Source organism: uncultured Roseobacter sp. (assembly GCF_947493125.1).
Lineage (GTDB): Bacteria > Pseudomonadota > Alphaproteobacteria > Rhodobacterales > Rhodobacteraceae > Roseobacter.
Genome location: NZ_CANLQB010000005.1, coordinates 170,327 through 188,454, shown reverse-complemented (window position 1 = coordinate 188,454; position 18,128 = coordinate 170,327). Strand labels below are relative to the sequence as shown.

The following is an 18,128-nucleotide window of genomic DNA, read 5'->3' as shown; positions in this document are numbered from 1 at the left end:
GTAAGAGTAAGCCGGCCGCGATGTCGAGCCAGCAAACGGGAAGTTGATGCCGCAAACTGACAATTCGCAGAAACCGCATGATCGCATGGCCGCCTATCTGGCAGATGATCTGGACGCGGTGAACGCGTTGATCCGCGCGCGCATGGCCTCGGAGCATGCGCCGCGCATCCCCGAAGTGACCGCGCATCTGGTCGAGGCCGGCGGCAAACGGCTGCGGCCGATGCTCACCTTGGCGGCAGCACATCTTTGCGGCTATCAGGGCCAGTTTCACATCAACCTCGCTGCGACCGTGGAGTTCATCCACACCGCGACCCTGCTGCACGATGATGTGGTCGATGAAAGCGGGCAGCGGCGCGGGCGGCCTACCGCCAATCTGCTGTGGGATAACAAGTCTTCCGTGCTGGTGGGAGACTACCTGTTTTCGCGCAGCTTCCAGCTGATGGTGGAGACGGGGTCGCTGCGCGTGTTGGACATCCTCTCGAATGCCTCGGCGACGATTGCGGAAGGCGAGGTGTTGCAACTCACCGCGAGCCAGGACCTGGGCACCACCGAAGAGATCTACATGCAGGTGATCCGCGGCAAGACCGCAGCCCTGTTTTCGGCGGCAACCAAGGTCGGTGGTGTGATCGCCGATGCGCCGGACGACCAGGTGACCGCGCTTTTCGACTATGGGGACGCATTGGGCATCGCGTTCCAGATTGTTGACGATCTTCTGGATTTTCAAGGGGATGCGGGCGCGATCGGGAAGAACCTTGGTGATGATTTTCGCGAACGCAAGCTCACCCTGCCGCTTCTCAAGGCAGTGGCGCAGGCAGATGCGGAAGAGCGCGCTTTCTGGGTGCGGACCATCGAAAAAGGCAAGCAGACGGAGGATGACCTCGACACGGCACAGGCCTTGTTGCGCAAGCACAACGCGCTCGTTGACACGGCCAGCGCCGCCCGCGACTGGGCCGCGAAGGCGAAGGCCTCCCTCGCCCCGCTGCCGGCCCATGACATCAAGGACATGCTCAGTGAGCTTGCGGACTACGTGGTCGAACGGATCAACTGAGCTCGGTCGCCCTGACCCACCAATCGGGCCGACGCGCGGTCAGCGCCTCTGCCGCAGCCTGTGCCGCCGACGCCGATGGGTAGAGCCCGAAACAGGTTGCACCCGATCCTGACATCCGGGACAGGCGCACATCTGCGGTTTGCCGGATGGCTCCCAGAACATCGGTGATCGCCGGTGCGATGCGCTGTGCCGCATCCTCGAGGTCGTTGCGTTGAGCGGCGAGCCATTCGAGCCAAGCCACCGCCTCCGATCCCGGCGCGGGCGGTGGCTGCAGAGGCGGGTTATCCTTATGCGCAAGGCGCCGGAACACCTGCGGCGTCGACACATGTACACGCGGATTGACGAGGACCGCAGCAAAATTCGGCACCTGGGGCGCCGGCCTGATGTCATCGCCCACGCCGGACATCCAGGCAGCCCGGCCGAACTGGCACACCGGCACATCCGCACCAAGCGGCAGCGCATCGCCGGTGAACCCAAGCGCGCGCAGTATCGCTCCCGCATCTGACGAACCGCCACCTATGCCGCCGCCATGTGGAAGATGTTTGTCGAGGGTGATATGACCGCGCCACTCCGCCAGGTGCGCCGCCTGCAAGGCGAGGTTGCGTGCATCCGTCGGCACCCCGGTGGCGAAAGGGCCGGACACCGCCAAGGTCAACGCATCGCCGGGGGTCAGCTGCAGGTGATCGCCGATATCCGCGAAGACCACCAGGCTGTCGAGCGCGTGATAGCCGTCCGCCCTTTGACAGGTGACGTGCAGGGCGAGGTTGATCTTGGCCGGGGCGAATGCGGCGCGAACGGCGGCGTCAGTCTGTGGCAACTTGCAGCGGCTCCGCGCCTTCCTCTGCCAGAACCGCGTCGAGCCCGACCTCCAGCTTGCGCCGGATCCGTTCGGGTTTGGCCTCGCTCATCGGGTCGTCTTCGTCGACGAAGGACAAGGCACGTGCCCATTGAAACTCCGCCTCGCGCTTGCGGCCCACCGCCCAGTAGACGTCACCAAGATGGTCGTTGACCACCGGATCGACCGCCATCAGTTCCACCGCGCGCTCCATATGCGGCACCGCCTCTTCGTAGCGGCCCAGCCGGTAGAGCGCCCAGCCAAGGGAATCGATGATGTAGCCGCTGTCAGGGCTCGCAGCCACGGCGCGTTCGATCATCTCCAGCGCTTCTTCCAGCTTGATCTGTTTCTCGACCAGCGAATAGCCGAGGTAGTTCAGCACTTGCGGCTGGCCCGGATTGATCTCGAGTGCCGCGCGGAAATCGGCCTCGGCCTCCTCCCAGTTGCCCTGCCGTTCGTGCGAAATGGCGCGGGCGTAGTAGAGGAACCAGCTCGGCCCGCCATGATCTTCGACCAGCGCAGCGGCCCGGTTATAGGCCACGACGGCTTCGGCAAAGCGATCTTCTTGCCGCAACGCGTCCCCGAGGGACGAGTGCACCGTCGCCAGATGGCCATGACTGCGTGTGAGCTGTTCGAGGACTTCAATGGAGGCATCCGGCTTGCCCCAGCGCCGCAGCGCCTCGGCGCGGCCAAGCTCAGCGGCGTGATAGGCCGGATCGTTCTGTGGCACTTGCCGATAGACGGCGATGGCCTGCGCGTATTGCTCCAGCGTTTCAAAGAGATCGGCGGTCAGCAAAAGGCCATCCACATGATCAGGCCGCAGCGCGAGGGCGACCTGTGCATAGAGGATCGTGAATTCCGGGCCCGCTTCGTTGCGCAAGGCGGCCGCCACCGAATAGAACACCTCAGCCAAACCGTCGCGCACCGAGGTGATATGCCGAAACGGCATCGGCGTGTCCCCGTTCAGGGCCTCGATCACCTGTTCGATTTCAGGGTCGGTCGCACCGCTGAACATGCGCTCCAACAAGGCCAGCGCCTCGTCGTCCCGCTCAAGCTGCGACAGGATCTCGGCGCGCGCGAGCACACCCCGGCGCGTCTGGATGATGGCGCCGGTCGTATCGGCGCTGAAAATCTCCTCGGCGCCTTCAAAGTCTCCCACGGAGGCCAGGGCCATCGCCTTGTGATAAAGCGCGAACCCCTGCAGGCCGGGCTGATCTGCCACCTCATCAAACGCCGTCAGGGCATCATTGGCCCGCCCTGCGCCGAGCGTCGCCCAAGCCTTGATCAGGCCATCCACGAGCGGGCCGACGCCCTGCCCCTCCGGCGCACTTTCCAGAAGCGCATCATATTCCGCGTTCAGGATCCTGTCGGCGGTCAGCACCAGATCGGCGATCTGGCTGTCCTGGTTGAGCGCCACCAGCGCTTCGGCCACAGGGACCGCCTGTTCAACCCGCCCCAGGGCGAGTTGCGACGCCACGACACTTTCCATCAGCGCCGGATTGCGCGGATCGCGCGCCAGCGCCTGGATGAAGTAGGTCGATGCCTGTTCGAAATCGCTTTTCATCGCGGCCGCGCGGGCTGCGAGATACGGTCCCGCGTTGGATTGCGCGGCCAACGGCATCGCGACGGTCAAAGACAGCGCAATTGCCGCGGCGGAGGTGGTCATCAGTCGAAACACAGGGGGCTGCTCCCTCGCGAGATTTCTCTTTTGCGACAGGCTATCAGGTTCGGGACCAAGCGCAATCCTGCGCAACACGCCGCGGCCATAATCCACTGATAGCGCGCGATCATTAATCACCGCTTAGCGTTTTCCGCGCACCCGTTCGGGACCATCACATATTGGGATAGTTGGGCCCGTCTCCACCTTGCGGGGTGGTCCAGACGATGTTTTGCGCCGGGTCCTTGATATCGCAGGTCTTGCAGTGCACGCAGTTCTGGAAGTTGATCACAAAGCGCGCGTCCTTGTCGGGCTCTTCCACGAACTCATAGACGCCCGCCGGGCAATACCGCGCGGAAGGGCCCGCGTATGTCGGCAGATTGACTTTCACCGGCACGTCCGCGTCTTTCAGCGTCAGGTGCGCGGGCTGGCTTTCTTCATGGTTGGTGAAGGAGAAGGCCACGTTTGTCAGACGATCAAAGGACAGTTTCCCGTCGGGTTTGGGGTAGTCGATGACGGAATGCTTGGACGCCTCTTCCGTCGCCTCGGCGTCGGATTTGCCGTGACCGATGGTGCCGAAGAACGAGAAACCCAGGGTGTTGGTCCACATGTCGAGACCGCCCAGGGTGAGGCTGGCGGTGAGGCCATACTTCGACCACAAGGGCTTGACGTTGCGGACTTTCTTCAGGTCTTTCCCAATCGCACCAGTCCGCACTTCGGTCTCGTAAGCGGTGAGCTCGTCACCGCTGCGGCCTTCGGCGATGGCGGCGATGGCAGCCTCTGCTGCCGCGACCCCTGAGAGCATGGCGTTGTGGTTGCCCTTGATCCGCGGCACGTTGACCATGCCCACCGAACAGCCGAGCAGCGCCACGCCGGGCGCGACCATCTTCGGCATTGACTGGAAGCCGCCTTCCGAGATTGCGCGCGCGCCATAGGCCACGCGCTTGCCACCTTTCAGCAACTCCGCGACCATCGGGTGGTGCTTGAACCGCTGGAATTCCATATACGGAAAAAGATGCGGGTTCTTGTAGTTGAGGTGAACCACAAAGCCCACGTAAACCTGATTGTTCTCAAGGTGGTAGATGAAGGAACCGCCGCCTGCATTCTTTTCCAACGGCCAGCCCATGGTGTGAGTGACCGAGCCTTCGCGGTGCTTCGTGGGGTCGATCTCCCAAATCTCCTTCATGCCGAGACCGTACTTCTGCGGCTCGTACCCGTCGGAAAGGTTGTATTTCGCGATCACCTGCTTGGAGAGCGAGCCGCGCACGCCTTCGCTCAGGAAGACATATTTGCCGTGCAGCTCCATGCCAGGCTCGTATCCATCGCCCTTGCTGCCATCGGGGTTCTTGCCGAATTCGCCCGCAACGACGCCCTTGATGCCGCCCTGTTCGTCGAACACCAGTTCGGAACAGGACATGCCGGGAAAGATCTCCACACCCAGTTCTTCCGCCTGTTCCGCCATCCAGCGACAGACGTTGCCCATGGAGACGATATAGTTGCCGTGGTTGTTCATCAGCGGCGGCATCGGGAAGTTGGGGATGCGGACCTGGCCCGCCTCGCCGAGCATGTAGAATTTGTCTTCCACCACAGGCACATTCAGCGGCGCGCCCTTCTTCTTCCAATCCGGGATCAGCCTGTCGAGGCCAACCGGGTCGAGCACCGCACCAGAGAGGATATGCGCGCCCACCTCCGAGCCCTTCTCCAGCACGACCACGTTACAATCTGCGTCGAGCTGCTTCAGGCGGATCGCCGCCGACAGACCCGCAGGCCCCGCGCCAACGATGACCACATCGTATTCCATTGCTTCGCGTTCTGTCTCGGACATGTCCGGCTCCCTCACACTCCATCGGGGCGCGGCCCCACCCGCGCAACAATCGTTCGCGATTGGCTAAACCACGTGCCTGGCCAATGCAATCGCAACGAGACGTCATAACGGCGCTTCGTGAAAAAAGGCAACAAAAATTCACGCGTTTTGTCACGTCTCTGGGCGGTCGCCCATCAGGTAGCGCGGCCCGGCGCCTTTTTCCGCCGCCCGGTCTGTCGGATTGTAGAGCGCGCAGGTGGGCAACGACAGGCATCCGCAGCCGATGCAACCGTCCAGATTGTCGCGCAGCCGGGTCAGAGTCTCGATTTTCTCATCCAACCGGGCCCGAAACCCCGTGCTGATCCGCGCCCAATCGGCCTTGGTCGGCGTGCGGCCCCCTGGCAGCCGGTCAAGCTCCGCGCGAATCTCCGGCAGGGTGAAGCCGAACTGCTGGGCGATCATGACGAAGCTGAGCCGCCGCAGGTCGGATCGTTCAAACCGCCGCTGCCCCCCCGCATTGCGCCAGGGTTTGATCAACCCCTGCGCCTCATAGTAGCGGATCGCCGAGACGGCGAGCCCCGTGCGGGTGGCAAGCGCCCCGATCGACAGGCCGTCATTCAACGCCATGCAAAAAGCCCTTGACCTAAAGTTAGGTTTAGAAATTACGATACAGGTCATCGAGAGAATTTCAAGAGGAGACACCCGATGACCGCACAGCTTGAACACGCCAATTACACCGTCTCCGATGGGGCTGCGACCGCCGCCTGGATGCAGGATCTCTTCGGCTGGCACATCCGCTGGCAGGGGGCCGCCAAGGACGGCGGGCACTCCATTCATGTGGGCACAGACACGCAATACCTGGCGCTCTACACGCCCGGCGCAGATACAACGCAACAGCCCAACAGCTACCTCACCCGTGGCGGGCTCAACCATATCGCGGTGGTGGTCGATGACATCGACGCGATGGAAGACGCGGTGACCGCCGCGGGCTTCACCCCCGGCAACCACGGCGACTATGAGCCCGGGCGCCGGTTCTACTTCCATGATCACGACAACATTGAATACGAGGTGGTGCAATACGATTGAAGGAGGCTGGCACAGCCACAGGATCCTCTTGCATTTTCCTCCGTATTTGGGTCAGCTAACTGTCAACCTTCCCTTGCGGCCCCCGGGCATCCCCGGCGGGCCGCGTCATTTCGTGGACGAGACAGATGGACAAGATACCCATGACCCGCAAGGGCCACGCCGATCTGGAAGCGGAGCTGAAACAGCTGAAATCCGTCGAGCGCCCCGCGATCATCAAGGCCATTGCCGAAGCGCGCGAGCACGGTGATCTGTCGGAGAACGCCGAGTATCACTCGGCCCGCGAGAAACAGTCCTTCATCGAGGGCCGTATCAAAGAGCTGGAAGGTGTTTTGGGACTGGCTGAGGTGATTGACCCGTCGAAAATGTCCGGCACGATCAAGTTCGGCGCCACCGTCACGCTGGTCGACGAGGACACCGACGAGGAAAAGACCTGGCAGATCGTGGGCGAACACGAGGCCAATATCGAAGCAGGCCTGCTGAACATAAAATCGCCGATTGCGCGCGCGTTGATTGGCAAGGACGAAGGCGACAGCGTAGAAGTGCGCACGCCGGGCGGTGAGAAATCCTACGAGGTGCTCAAAATCGTCTACGCCTGACGGGAACGGTGCGATGACGGATACGACAGAGACAACAGACCCCGCGGAGCCGAGCCCACGCCCAACGCCGCTGGGCATTTATGATCGGGTCGGTGCGGAAGGCATCACCAGCGTGGAAATCATCGCGCTCGCGGTGTCGGGTCTGTGGCTGCTTGCGTCTGCGATCTTCTTTTTGGTTATGCCCGCTGGCACGGACGGCATTGGCGGACTGCGGGCCGTCATGATCATCCTGGCGATTTTCATGCCCGTTGGCATGATCTGGGTGGCAGCCGTTGTTGCCCGATCGAGCCGCGTCATGCGCGAAGAGAGCGAGCGCCTGCGGGCCGCCATCGACACCATACGCCACGCTTACATTGCACAGAACCAAAGCGGCGTCCTCGGGCCGGAGCCGGCATCGGTCGCCCGCAAGCTTGATGAGATCGCAGCCGCCGCGCGCAAGACCGAAAGCGCCTTGGCCACCTTCGCCTCGCGCCGGGAACAGGAGAGTGCAGCCCCAGCGCAGGCTATCGCACCGGACCCTGCAACCGAGGATCAGCCGACGCTCGCCCTCGGCACCCAAGCGGCAGACATGGCACCGCCGCTTGCGGTAGACGATTTCATCCGCGCGCTGAACTTCCCGGAAAACGCCGAAGACCAGCAGGGTTTTGCCGCGCTGCGACGTGCCCTGAAGGATCGCTCCACCGCACAGCTCATTCAGGCCGCGCAGGATGTGCTTACCCTGCTGAGCCAGGACGGCATCTACATGGACGATCTGCGCCCCGACCGCGCACGCCCCGAGGTTTGGCGCCAGTTTGGACAGGGCGCGCGGGGACGCCCCATCGCGTCTCTTGGCGGTGTGCGTGACCGCTCCTCGCTGGCGCTCACCTCCGGACGGATGAAGCAGGACCCGATCTTCCGCGACGCAGCGCACCACTTCCTGCGCCGGTTCGACCAGACCTTCGCCGAGTTCGAACCCGCGGCCTCCGACGGCGACATCTCCGCACTGGCGGAAACCCGCACCGCCCGCGCCTTCATGCTGCTGGGCCGTGTGGCAGGTACCTTCGACTAGCGCCTCAGATGCAGACTTTGGCGCGGCTCTCTGCGTCGAATTCGGCCTCGAGCTGGTCGCCATCCGCCAGCGTGAAGATCACCCGCGCGCCTGTAATCTCGGAGCCGGTCACGCGGATCTGGCCCAGATCCGACTGCGCATTCCGGTCATCCACATCTATGGTGAAGCCCGTCCGCTGCCCGGCGGAAAGCGCATCGAGGCGCATGTTGATCTGGTCTGCACCATCAGCGATTTCAGCTGCGTCAATACCCTCACCTGCTGTGAAGGGCTGGAACACCTCGACGCCCGCCCCGCCCGGCTCCGTGTCAAAAATCAGCCCACCGGACGAGCTGGCCAGATCAATGCGGATATCGGTCACAAAGACCCCCGTTGCAGTATGGATAATCTCGAACCGGTCGCGCGGCGCACCCTCGACAAACTTCACGGTCAAGGCCTGCATGCAGTCCGCATGTGCTTGTCCGGCAAGCAGCGCAATCACTCCCGCACAAAGTATTTTGACCGGCATCATCGCATATCTCCTCGGTCGTCTGTCTTTTGCAGTCACATAGGGCGCAGCAGGTGCCCGAAAAGCCCAGCCGATCACAGCCCGAAGCTGCCGAAGGGGATATAGCGCACCAGCGTGCCCGGCCGGATTTCCATCGCCTCATGGGGCAGTTCGACGAAGCCCTCCGCCCAGCTCAGGCCGGAAATCCGACCCGAGCCTTCCGAGGCAAAGACCTCCGCCCGCCCGTCCCGGAGGCGCGCACGCAGAAATTCCGAGCGGCCGGGCTTCTTGTTTTTGGCGAACCCTGCAGGCACCTCGAACCCTTGCGGCTCTCGCCACGGCTCCCCTGCCAGCCGCGCCATCGCGGGGCGCGCGAATACCAGGGTACAGGTCATCGCGGCAACGGGATTGCCCGGCAGGCCGAAGACCGGGACACCGGACCAAACACCCAGGGCCAACGGGCGCCCCGGCTTGATCGCAATCCGCCAGAGCGCCATGGCTCCCGCTTGTTTGAGCAGAGCCGAGACATGATCTTCGTCGCCCGACGAGGCCCCGCCGCTGGTCAGGATCAAATCAGCCTCGGTCGCCGCCTGATCGAGCCGATCCGACAGCGCCATCCGGTCGTCGGGCACGATGCCCAGATCGACCGGCACATGGCCCAACCGTCGGATGACCTCCAGCAACATCGGGCGGTTGGCATCGAAAATCTGCCCCGGCGCCGCGGCCTCACCGGGCTCGATCAATTCGGCTCCGGTGGATATGACGGCGACCCGCAAGCGCTCCCGCACCTCAACCTCGCGGACACCCACCGCAGCCAACAGGGCTGCCTCCGCCGCCCCAACCCGTGTCCCCTGTTGGAGAGCGATGTCACCGGCTGCCACATCTTCTCCCGCCGCGCGGGTGTTGGCGCCCGGTTTGATGGGCCCACGAAAAGCGATCTGGCCGTCCTGGAGCGTGACATCCTCTTGCAGCACAACCGTGTCAACGCCTTCGGGCAAGGCTGCACCGGTCAGAACACGCACCGCTGTCCCCCTGTGCAAAGCGCCAGGCCGGTCGCCTGCTGCCGCACGCCCCTCGGCCAGCGGCAGGCAGTGCACGCCCTCACCTCTTCCCCCCGCGAAACCGTAGCCATCCACAGCCGTATTCGGCAGCGGTGGATTGGAACGAGGTGCCACAACATCCTCCGCCACCACGTGGCCTGTCGCGTCGGCGACCGGACACCGGGTGGTCCGGGTGACTGGAGAAATCCGCGCGTTCAACAGATCGAGCGCCTCACGCACCGGAGTCCAATGCACGCCCGGTGGCAGCGCGAAACAGCTGTTCGACAGGCGAGGCGGTTGCGCTGCCGCCGCGCGCAAATCGTCCTCGAATCCGAGTCCGAAAATCCAACCTTCTTCGGGCTGATCCACAGCCAGGATGCCATCCAGCTTTTTTGGATCAAGGGAGGATACTGCGCGCGCAATTTCCGCCACTTGCCATGCGTCTTTGATCCGTCCTTCTGGTGCCGCTCCAAGTGTCAAGGACGGCCAGATCTCAACAAATGCAACCAACTTATCCAGAGGCTCAAACGGCCAGACCGCCGCGTCGTACCGCGCACGTAGCCGCGCCAGCACCGGCAGCCCCATCAGCACCTGCGAGCCAACAGCGCCGGTGCCTCCCAGCTGCCAGCAGGAGAAGGCACCCTTGGCCCGCGTCTCGGCCTCCCGCCGCTCCGGGAATGGGTTCTTGTAGTCGGTCTTGCGGCGCGGCAACCCGTCAATGTCGCGCTTCAACCCGTTGAACCAAAAGGGGCCCTGCCCGCCAAAGCGCCGGTTGATCTCACCAGCGAGGTCAAACCGGTTATTGGTCTTGGGGCTGTCTTCGATGCGCTCCTGAAGCCAGTTCCAGAGCGCGAAGGGGTTCGGCTGACCGGTGATTGCTTCGGCGAAGCCAGAAGGATATCCGAAGGGAAAATCAAACCCCGCCAGCACCCGGCGGCCCGCCTCCCGTTCTGCCTCGAAAAGAGCCGCGAGCCAGTCTTCCGCCACGCGGCGATTGCGCAGATAGACGGGTTCGTCGGCGCGGCCATCTCGGGCCACACAGGCCCAGATCGCATCGGCGCGCGGCGCGGGCCCGGTGTCATTCCCACCGGACCAATCCACCATCACAACCGTCTCGAACGTCCTCACATCCCGACCTCGGCTAGGATGAAATCCGCAATCGCCACAGTGTCATCGAGCTCGAACACAGGCCGGTCAATCTCGATGGGGCTGTCGCTCGCGACGGCCTTTACCGTCGGGTCTTCCGAAGCGATCAGAGGGTTTTTCGTCACGGCCCGAAACGCCTCGATCTTGGGGTGCACGTCGCGCTTGTAGCCTTCGACCAGCACCAGATCGACCGGGCTCAGTTTGGCGAGCAACATGTCCAGCGTGGGCTCCTCCGCCGCGCGCAGCTCGTGCATCAGCGCAAAGCGCTTACGGGAGGCGAGAAGCACCTCAGTCGCCCCCGCTTCCCGGTGCCGATAGCTGTCCTTGCCCGGCTGGTCGACGTCGAAGACGTGGTGCGCATGCTTCACGGTCGAGACCGACAGCCCCCGCCCGGTGATCTCGGTCACCAGCCGCTCCATCAGCCCGGTCTTGCCTGCATTCTTCCAGCCGACAACGCCATAAAGCTTCATAGCAAAGCCTCGGCGCGGGCCAGATCACCTGGTGTGTTGACGTTGAAAAACGGATCAAAGGTAGCCACCGGGAAGCGCGCGATGCGCCCGTCATGCTGGTCGGTCCAGAGCACGACCTTGCGTAGCCCGCCCTCAAGGGCCATGCGCAGATCATCGCGCAAGGCCACGGGCCAGAGGCCGAAGGTCGGATGCCGCAGGGTGCCGCGCTCCGGATCTGGCGTGGCCGCCAGCACCAGCGGATGGTCCATGCCCTCGCCGGCGAGCAGCAGCTGCGGCACCAGATCACCGGGAAAAAACGGCGTGTCGGCGGCGGCGGTCACGATCGCCTCGGCCCCTTGTTCAGCGGCCCAGTCGAACCCGGCGAGCACGCCCGCCAGCGGCCCGGCAAAGCCTGCCACGCTGTCGGCCAGCACTGGAAGACGAAAGCGATCAAACCGCGAAGGATCGCCATTGGCATTCAGCGCAAGCCCGGCGACCTGCGGCGCCAAGCGATCAATGACACGATCCAGCAAAGTCTGTCCGCCCAGCGGCAACAGACCCTTGTCACCCCCGCCCATGCGCGTGGCCTGCCCGCCCGCGAGGATCACCCCAAGCGGTTGTTTCATTCCGCTGCCTTCCGCCCCGCCCGGCGCGGCTCGTCCGGCACCTGCGCCGGGTCCGCATCGCGCATGAGCCGCGCCTCCCCCGACAGGCAGACAAAGCGCTGCCCCTTCATGCGCCCGATCAGCGTCAGCCCCACTTGCTGGGCAATCTCGACGCCCCAGGCCGTAAAGCCCGAACGCGAGGCCAGCACCGGGATGCCCATCATCGCCGTCTTGATCACCATCTCGGATGTCAGCCGCCCGGTAGTGTAGAGGATCTTGTCCGCTGCCTCCACGCCTTCGGTCAGCATCCAGCCCGCGATCTTATCCACCGCATTGTGACGGCCGACGTCTTCCATATAGACCAGCGGACGATCCTCGTGGCAGAGCACCGTGCCGTGAATCGCGCCGGCTTCGAGATAGAGCGATGGTGTGCGGTTGATCTTGCCGCTCAGAGCATAGAGCCAGGACGTCCGCAGTTCCGTCTGGGGCAACTCGACACCCTCAAGACCCGCCATCATGTCCCCGAACACAGTCCCGACGGCGCAGCCACTCGTGCGGGTCTTCTTGCGCAGCTTCTCCTCGAAATCGGTCTGCCGCGCGGTGCGCACGACCACCGTCTCCAGCTCCTCATCGAAGTCTACACCGGTAATCTCATCATCCGCGCGCAACATGCCCTGATTGCGCAGAAACCCCAGCGCGAGATAATCGGGATAGTCCCCGATGGTCATTGCCGTCACAATCTCCTGACCATTCAGAAAGATCGTGAGTGGACGCTCCTCGACCACATTGGTCTCGACCACAGCGCCGGTCTGATCTGAGCCGGTCACCGACCGCGTGAGGCGCGCTGCACGCGGGTCCGGTGCGATCAGATAGTCGCCGGTGTCCGCCAGTCTGGCCAATTGCATCCTCCCTCGGGCTGGGCTACGCCTTGGGCGACACTGTAGAAGCATATGATGCCCTCCACCACATCGAAAACACGCACGACGGCGGGAGCCTATTGGAAGGGTGCTGCAGATGGCGCGCCCTTCATTCTGGTGGTCGTGCCATTCGCGATGCTGTTTGGGGTACTGGCGACCGAATCCGGTTTGAACGTGTTGGAAACGCTGGCCTTTTCGGCAGTGGTCTTTGCGGGGGCAGCGCAGTTCACGGCTCTGCAGCTGATGCAGGAACACGCGCCCACCGCTGTCGTGCTGGCCTCGGCTCTGGCGGTCAATCTACGGGTCGCGATGTATTCCGCTTCGCTTACGCCATGGATCGGAGCCGCGCCGCTCTGGCAGCGTGCGATCGCAGCTTATTTCACGGTCGACCAGTCCTATGCCTGCTCGGTCGCGCAGTTCGAGAAAGAGCCGCAGATGAGTGTGCCGCAGCGCATGGCCTATTTCTCCGGCGTTCTCACCCCCATCGTCCCGCTCTGGTACATCAGCACCGTGATCGGCGCGCTGGTGGGCACTCAGATCCCGGAGGCGTGGGCACTCGACTTTGCGCTGCCCATCACCTTCCTTGCGCTGGTCGCTCCGATGCTGCGCACAGCGGCGCATGTGATTGCGGCGCTCGTGGGCATCACGGTGAGCCTGCTGACCGCCACAGTGCCCTATTCCCTCGGGCTCATCATCGCAGGCACACTGGGCATGATGGCGGGCGCCCAGGCCGAGGTCTGGCTGGCGCGCAGGAGGCTGGCCCATGATTGATCAGACAACCCTCTGGATCGTGATCGTCGGGTTAGGCATCGGCAGCTACGCGCTGCGCTTCACCTTCCTCGGGATCGTCGGCGACCGGCCCATGCCCCCCTGGTTGCTGCGCCATCTGCGGTATACGGCGGTGGCGATCCTGCCCGCGCTGGTGGCCCCGCAGGTGGTCTGGCCCGCCGCCACCGGAGGCGAAGCCGATCTGCCGCGCATGTCGGCAGCGGCCGTCACGCTGGTGGTGGGGCTGATCACGAAGAATGTGCTCGCGGCGATCATGTCCGGGGCGGGAACGCTCTTCGGTCTGTTATGGCTGGTTGCCCTCTAGAACCGGCGCTTCAGACCACGGAATCGCAAGCGTGAGCTGACGCGCCTCGTCCTGTCTTTCTGGCTTGCTTGAGTTTGGGGCGCCCCCCCGTGCCAGAACCTGCGGTACAACGCCTTGCGCGATGGTGGCCATCAGTTGGATGAACTCTAAGGCTTAGGTCGGCCTTTCAGCCCGGAGCGCTACCCCTCGGCCGGCACGATCCCGTCGCGCACATTGCCTTCGTCGTCCTCGTAGTAGCGATCCATCACCACGTCGGGACGCGCAGCGATTTGCTCCATCAGCTGAACGGGATAGAACGTGGGTTCGATGCTCTCGAACCCCGGTACCTGCCTGAGAATTGCGGTTGTAGAGCGCGTGCAGAAGGCGCCCGCCACCGCTCCATTCTGCTGCACAAGCTGCAGCGCAATCTCCGCCTGCTCCGGCGTCACGACGATCTCTTGCGTGACCACGTGATGCGAGTTTCGCGCGTGGGCGCTCTTGTAGGCCTGCACCCACGCGGGCGATATGCCATAGAGCACATCGCCGCGCTCGGCCACTAGCTGGTGCTGGAACGAGCCTGCGGGGTCAAAGATCACCTGCTGCGAGCCGGACACCATCAGCGCCGTGTGCCCCCCCGCGCCGGTGGTGTTGTTGACCATGGTGAAGAGGGTCAGCTTTGGCGGCCCCTCCGGCACATAGGCCTTCGCCGCCGCCTCCTCCGGCGTCGCCTCGAACGGCGAGGACACCGCACAGCCCGACAGCACAGCCACAAGGGCCAGCGTTGCAACTATCCGCATCCGAGGGCGCTCCGCGAGGTCTTGGGATCAGGTGATAAAAATGGCCATCAGGATGATGATCGCCAGGATGACGATAACGGTCCGGGTGGTGAACTGCATGAAGCCGTCAAAGGTCTTCTCCTGCGTTTCGATATCCATGTCACCGTGCTTGTGTTCTGCCATTGCCGCAGCCCTTCCGTTGTCTTTGCGCCAAGCCCTACTGGATTCGGACTAAGATGTCACCTCTTCACCCCCGGGTTGCGACGAAATGCTTTCGGCGTTGTCCTCGATATCCTGCGCCAGCCGAAAGCCGATGCGCCGTGCCTCGCTCTTCTCCTCCGGTTTCGGCAGCGCGCGCAGCATCACGTTCAATTGGCTCACATGCTGCACCAGCTGGGTGCGCCCGCCCACGCCGTCCGAGCCATAGAAGGTCACGATATCGGGGTCGAAGTACCCCATGCCCTCGATCCGGAGCACGCCCGCACCGCCAGCAGTGAAGCCCATGGCGACTTCCTGCGTATTATCAAGCTGCTCCTCGAAGTTCTTAAGGTAGAGGATGATGCGTTCATAGGCCCATTGTGCGGGCGATTTCTGACCCGTAGGCGTGCGGGCCATATCCTTGGGAACATGCGTCTGCGCGGGCGCTGGGGTCTCTGGGTCGCAGTGCACCTCGTGCCGGCGTGGCAAGGCATCGGCTTCCACCGCCTCCGCCGAGGTCTCGATCTTCTCGCCCATGGCTCACCCTTTCCGTTGATACTCCCAGGCATCATCTTCGCGGCGGTGCCGCGTGGCAAGCCCATCCTGATAGAGGTGGCTGAGGTGTGCGACGGATTCGACCAGGGCAAGCCCGTATTCGCCAGCCCCGATGGTGCGCTTGAAGAGCGGGGCAAAGCATTCGGCGGCGGTCTTCGGGGTCTCGATGAACGCCAGCAGCCGCTTCAGCGCCCCGTGGTGATTGTCGATCAACTGCCGCATCCGCATAGGCAGCCCGGTGAAGGGCAGCTTGTGCCCGCCCAGCACCACGTGATCCGCACGCGCCAGCGTTGCGAGCCGTTCACAGGCTTCCAGCCACTCCGCGATCGGGTCGGCCATGGGCTCGGTGGCATAAACGCCGATGTTGGGGCTGATCGACGGCAGGATCTGATCGCCCGCCAGGACCAGATCGTCGTCCCGGCTCCAGAAGGTCGCATGTTCCGGCGCATGGCCATTGCCGATGTGGACTTCCCATGCGCGCCCGCCCATCTCGATGCAATCGCCCTGCTTGATCCGGGTATAGCCCAGCGGCAGAGGCTCCACGATATCCGCGAAGTTGAACGGGCGCTCCTGCGCCCGCTGCACATAGATCTCCGGGTCCATTCCCGCGCTGCGGTAAAAGGCCAGCGTCTCGGGCGCGGGCAACGATTGTTCGTCCAGCGTCAGCATCCGCGCAGTCAGCCACGCGGTGCGCGTCGTGATCAGCTCGGCGCCATGCGCGGTCTGAAACCACCCGGCAAGGCCCACATGATCCGGATGATGGTGGGTGACCACGACGCGGGTGACCGGCTTGCCCGCCAGCGGGCCGTCGAGCAGGTTTTGCCACAGAGCCTTGCCGCGTCTCGAAGAAAACCCGGTGTCGATGATCGTCCAGCCGTCGCCGTCTTCCAGCGCATAGACATTCACATGGTCGAGTTTCATCGGCAGCGGCAGCCGCATCCACAGCACACCGTCGGCCACCTCAATCGCCTCCCCCTCGGCGGGCGGCGCCTCCCAAGGGTAGCGCAGTCCTTCGGGGGGCTGATCTTTCATCAGGCGGCAAACTCCTCCGGGGTCAATGCATAGACGTCGTAGTCGCCCGCTTGCGCCTGCGCAAGCAGACTGTTGTGATCGGGCAGAAGTCGCTGGATGTAGAACTTCGCGACCTTGGCGCGGGGACCCTCCGGATCCTGCAGGGCCGAGGCCAGATGGATATGCCCGCCCAGCACCCGCGCGAAGGCGCGCAGATACGGCACCGCACCTGCGAAACGCACGCGGTGGTTCTGGCTGATCATCCACTCGGTGGTCTCGCGCAGAGATTCGCTCGCCTGCCAGACCGGCTCGGCCAGCTCCGGCAGCACGTCGCGCGCCGCCTCCGCCGCTGCCTCGATCTCATCCATAAGCTGATAGGCCGCCTCGCCGCCGTCCATCATCTTGCGCGCCACCAAATCCATCGCCTGGATGCCGTTGGTGCCTTCGTAAATGGTCGTCACGCGCACATCGCGGGCGTATTGCGCGGCCCCTGTCTCTTCGACAAAGCCCATGCCGCCGTGCACCTGAATGCCCATGGCCGCGACCTCGTTGCCGATATCCGTGCCGAAGGCTTTGGCGATGGGGGTGAGGAGTGCTGCGCGCGAGGTCCAGCGGTCGTCCTCGGTCGCGGTGGACATGTCAATCGCCACCGCGCACGTTAGCGCAATCCCCCGCGCGGCGTAGGTGTCGGCGCGCATGGTCATCAGCATGCGCCGCACATCCGCATGGTCGATGATCGCCCCGGTCTCGCCTTCGGTGCGCCCCTGCTTGCGGTCGAGCGCATAGGCCAGCGCGTGCTGATAGGCGCCTTCCGCCGCCCCCACGCCCTGCCCGCCGACGCCAAGCCGCGCGTTGTTCATCATCGTGAACATCGCCGCCATGCCGCCGCCCTCGGGGCCCACGAGCCAGCCGGTCGCCCCATCATACTGCATCACGCAGGTGGGCGAGCCGTGCAGGCCCATCTTGTGCTCCAGGCTCACGACCTTGAGGCTGTTGGCCACGCCCGCATTTCCGCTCTCATCCGGCAGGTTGCGCGGCACGAGGAAGAGCGAAATGCCCTTCGTGCCCGCAGGTGCGCCCGGCAGTCGCGCCAGCACCAGGTGGCAGACATTCTCGGTGAAATCATTGTCCCCCCAGGAGATGTAGATCTTCTGCCCGGTGATGCTGTAGGTGCCGTCGCCATTGTCCTCGGCCTTGGAGCTGAGTGCGCCCACGTCCGAGCCTGCCTGCGGCTCGGTCAGGTTCATCGTGCCGGTCCATTCGCCGGAAATCAGCTTGGGCAGATAAAGCGCCTTGATCTCGTCAGAGGCATGGTGCTCCAGCGCCTCGATCTGTCCCTGGGTCATCAGCGGCGCCAGCTGCAGCGAGAGGCAGGCCGCGCTCATCATCTCGTTCACCGCCGTGGTCACCGTCATCGGCAAACCCATGCCGCCATATTCCGGATCCGCCGCCATACCGACCCAGCCGCCCTCGGCAATCGCCCGGTAGCCTTCGGAAAAGCCGGGTGACGTGCGCACCACGCCGTTCTCCAGCCGCGCGGGGTGCAGATCGCCGGGACGCTGCAACGGGGCCAGCACCTCGTCACAGAGCTTGGCCGCTTCGGTCAGGATCGCCTGCGTCACATCCGGGCCCGCCTCGGCAAAGCGCTCGGTCGCCTGCACCGCGCCAAAGCCCACCACATGTTCGAAAAGAAAGGCAAAGTCATCCACAGGGGCGTGATACGGCATGTCGTTGTCTCCGGTCCGGGCAGGCGGGCTGTCTTGGCAACAGGCACGGGACCCATTAAGGGTTTGCGCACCCA

20 protein-coding genes are annotated in these 18,128 nt (G+C 64.0%); 6 read left to right on the top strand and 14 right to left on the bottom strand.

Annotated features, from left to right (window positions below; translation table 11 throughout):
• Positions 1–46: 46 nt before the first annotated feature.
• Complete coding sequence (locus Q1A71_RS12360) at positions 47–1,048, top strand: polyprenyl synthetase family protein (RefSeq protein WP_299676251.1); 1,002 nt, start codon at positions 47–49, stop codon at positions 1,046–1,048.
• On the opposite strand, the gene Q1A71_RS12355 is transcribed toward Q1A71_RS12360, so the two are convergent.
• From Q1A71_RS12355 to soxR, 4 genes are all read right to left on the bottom strand, one after another.
• The gene (locus Q1A71_RS12355) at positions 1,041–1,865 is read right to left on the bottom strand and encodes a 4-(cytidine 5'-diphospho)-2-C-methyl-D-erythritol kinase (protein WP_299676248.1); all 825 of its coding nucleotides are present in this window, start codon (positions 1,863–1,865) and stop codon (positions 1,041–1,043) included. The two genes, Q1A71_RS12360 and Q1A71_RS12355, sit on opposite strands and share 8 nt — an antisense overlap.
• Positions 1,852–3,549: a tetratricopeptide repeat protein gene (locus Q1A71_RS12350; protein WP_299677025.1), complete on the bottom strand. Its 1,698-nt coding sequence runs from the start codon at positions 3,547–3,549 to the stop codon at positions 1,852–1,854. The genes Q1A71_RS12355 and Q1A71_RS12350 overlap by 14 nt, the downstream gene beginning before the upstream one ends.
• Before the next feature lie 166 nt (positions 3,550–3,715).
• Complete coding sequence (locus tag Q1A71_RS12345; RefSeq protein WP_299676244.1) at positions 3,716–5,365, bottom strand: electron transfer flavoprotein-ubiquinone oxidoreductase; 1,650 nt, start codon at positions 5,363–5,365, stop codon at positions 3,716–3,718.
• 150 nt (positions 5,366–5,515) lie between these two features.
• Positions 5,516–5,971, bottom strand: coding sequence for a redox-sensitive transcriptional activator SoxR (soxR, locus tag Q1A71_RS12340; protein ID WP_299676241.1), 456 nt, complete (start codon positions 5,969–5,971; stop codon positions 5,516–5,518).
• 78 nt (positions 5,972–6,049) lie between these two features.
• On the opposite strand from soxR, the gene Q1A71_RS12335 reads away from it, so the two are divergent.
• The 3 genes from Q1A71_RS12335 (at position 6,050) to Q1A71_RS12325 (ending at position 8,074) form a co-directional block, all read left to right on the top strand.
• Positions 6,050–6,430, top strand: a complete 381-nt coding sequence (locus Q1A71_RS12335) for a VOC family protein (RefSeq protein ID WP_299676237.1) — start codon at positions 6,050–6,052, stop codon at positions 6,428–6,430.
• 125 nt (positions 6,431–6,555) lie between these two features.
• Complete coding sequence (gene greA / locus Q1A71_RS12330) at positions 6,556–7,026, top strand: transcription elongation factor GreA (RefSeq protein ID WP_299676234.1); 471 nt, start codon at positions 6,556–6,558, stop codon at positions 7,024–7,026.
• Positions 7,027–7,039: 13 nt separating this feature from the next.
• A complete protein-coding gene (locus Q1A71_RS12325) occupies positions 7,040–8,074 on the top strand; it encodes a hypothetical protein (RefSeq protein ID WP_299676231.1) in 1,035 nt (344 codons plus the stop codon).
• A gap of 4 nt (positions 8,075–8,078) precedes the next feature.
• On the opposite strand, the gene Q1A71_RS12320 is transcribed toward Q1A71_RS12325, so the two are convergent.
• The 5 genes from Q1A71_RS12320 to fdhD form a co-directional block, all read right to left on the bottom strand.
• Entirely contained in the window at positions 8,079–8,582 is a 504-nt protein-coding gene (locus tag Q1A71_RS12320; protein ID WP_299676228.1) for an aggregation factor core, read from the bottom strand.
• A gap of 71 nt (positions 8,583–8,653) precedes the next feature.
• Complete coding sequence (gene glp / locus Q1A71_RS12315) at positions 8,654–10,702, bottom strand: gephyrin-like molybdotransferase Glp (RefSeq protein WP_299677022.1); 2,049 nt, start codon at positions 10,700–10,702, stop codon at positions 8,654–8,656.
• 20 nt (positions 10,703–10,722) lie between these two features.
• The gene (gene mobB, locus Q1A71_RS12310) at positions 10,723–11,214 is read right to left on the bottom strand and encodes a molybdopterin-guanine dinucleotide biosynthesis protein B (protein WP_299676225.1); all 492 of its coding nucleotides are present in this window, start codon (positions 11,212–11,214) and stop codon (positions 10,723–10,725) included.
• The gene (gene mobA, locus Q1A71_RS12305) at positions 11,211–11,819 is read right to left on the bottom strand and encodes a molybdenum cofactor guanylyltransferase MobA (protein ID WP_299676222.1); all 609 of its coding nucleotides are present in this window, start codon (positions 11,817–11,819) and stop codon (positions 11,211–11,213) included. Before mobA ends, mobB begins: the two co-directional genes overlap by 4 nt.
• Positions 11,816–12,703 (bottom strand): formate dehydrogenase accessory sulfurtransferase FdhD, encoded by an 888-nt coding sequence (fdhD, locus tag Q1A71_RS12300; RefSeq protein ID WP_299676219.1) that lies wholly within the window; start codon positions 12,701–12,703, stop codon positions 11,816–11,818. The genes mobA and fdhD overlap by 4 nt, the downstream gene beginning before the upstream one ends.
• 48 nt (positions 12,704–12,751) lie before the next feature.
• On the opposite strand from fdhD, the gene Q1A71_RS12295 reads away from it, so the two are divergent.
• Together Q1A71_RS12295 and Q1A71_RS12290 are read left to right on the top strand one after the other, a co-directional pair.
• Entirely contained in the window at positions 12,752–13,486 is a 735-nt protein-coding gene (locus Q1A71_RS12295; RefSeq protein ID WP_299676216.1) for an AzlC family ABC transporter permease, read from the top strand.
• A complete protein-coding gene (locus Q1A71_RS12290; protein ID WP_299676213.1) occupies positions 13,479–13,808 on the top strand; it encodes an AzlD domain-containing protein in 330 nt (109 codons plus the stop codon). The genes Q1A71_RS12295 and Q1A71_RS12290 overlap by 8 nt, the downstream gene beginning before the upstream one ends.
• A gap of 179 nt (positions 13,809–13,987) precedes the next feature.
• Here Q1A71_RS12290 and Q1A71_RS12285 read toward each other — a convergent pair whose 3' ends face one another.
• Genes Q1A71_RS12285 through Q1A71_RS12265 form a run of 5 tightly spaced genes read right to left on the bottom strand, consistent with a single transcriptional unit; the run spans position 13,988 to position 18,054 of the window.
• A complete protein-coding gene (locus tag Q1A71_RS12285; RefSeq protein ID WP_299676210.1) occupies positions 13,988–14,584 on the bottom strand; it encodes a hypothetical protein in 597 nt (198 codons plus the stop codon).
• Between the two features lie 27 nt (positions 14,585–14,611).
• The gene (locus tag Q1A71_RS12280) at positions 14,612–14,746 is read right to left on the bottom strand and encodes an aa3-type cytochrome c oxidase subunit IV (RefSeq protein ID WP_299676207.1); all 135 of its coding nucleotides are present in this window, start codon (positions 14,744–14,746) and stop codon (positions 14,612–14,614) included.
• 48 nt (positions 14,747–14,794) lie between these two features.
• A complete protein-coding gene (locus tag Q1A71_RS12275) occupies positions 14,795–15,298 on the bottom strand; it encodes a DUF6173 family protein (RefSeq protein WP_299676204.1) in 504 nt (167 codons plus the stop codon).
• A 3-nt stretch (positions 15,299–15,301) separates the two neighbouring features.
• Positions 15,302–16,348 (bottom strand): MBL fold metallo-hydrolase, encoded by a 1,047-nt coding sequence (locus Q1A71_RS12270; protein WP_299676201.1) that lies wholly within the window; start codon positions 16,346–16,348, stop codon positions 15,302–15,304.
• Positions 16,348–18,054 (bottom strand): acyl-CoA dehydrogenase, encoded by a 1,707-nt coding sequence (locus tag Q1A71_RS12265; RefSeq protein ID WP_299676198.1) that lies wholly within the window; start codon positions 18,052–18,054, stop codon positions 16,348–16,350. The genes Q1A71_RS12270 and Q1A71_RS12265 overlap by 1 nt, the downstream gene beginning before the upstream one ends.
• Between the last annotated feature and the right edge of the window lie 74 nt (positions 18,055–18,128).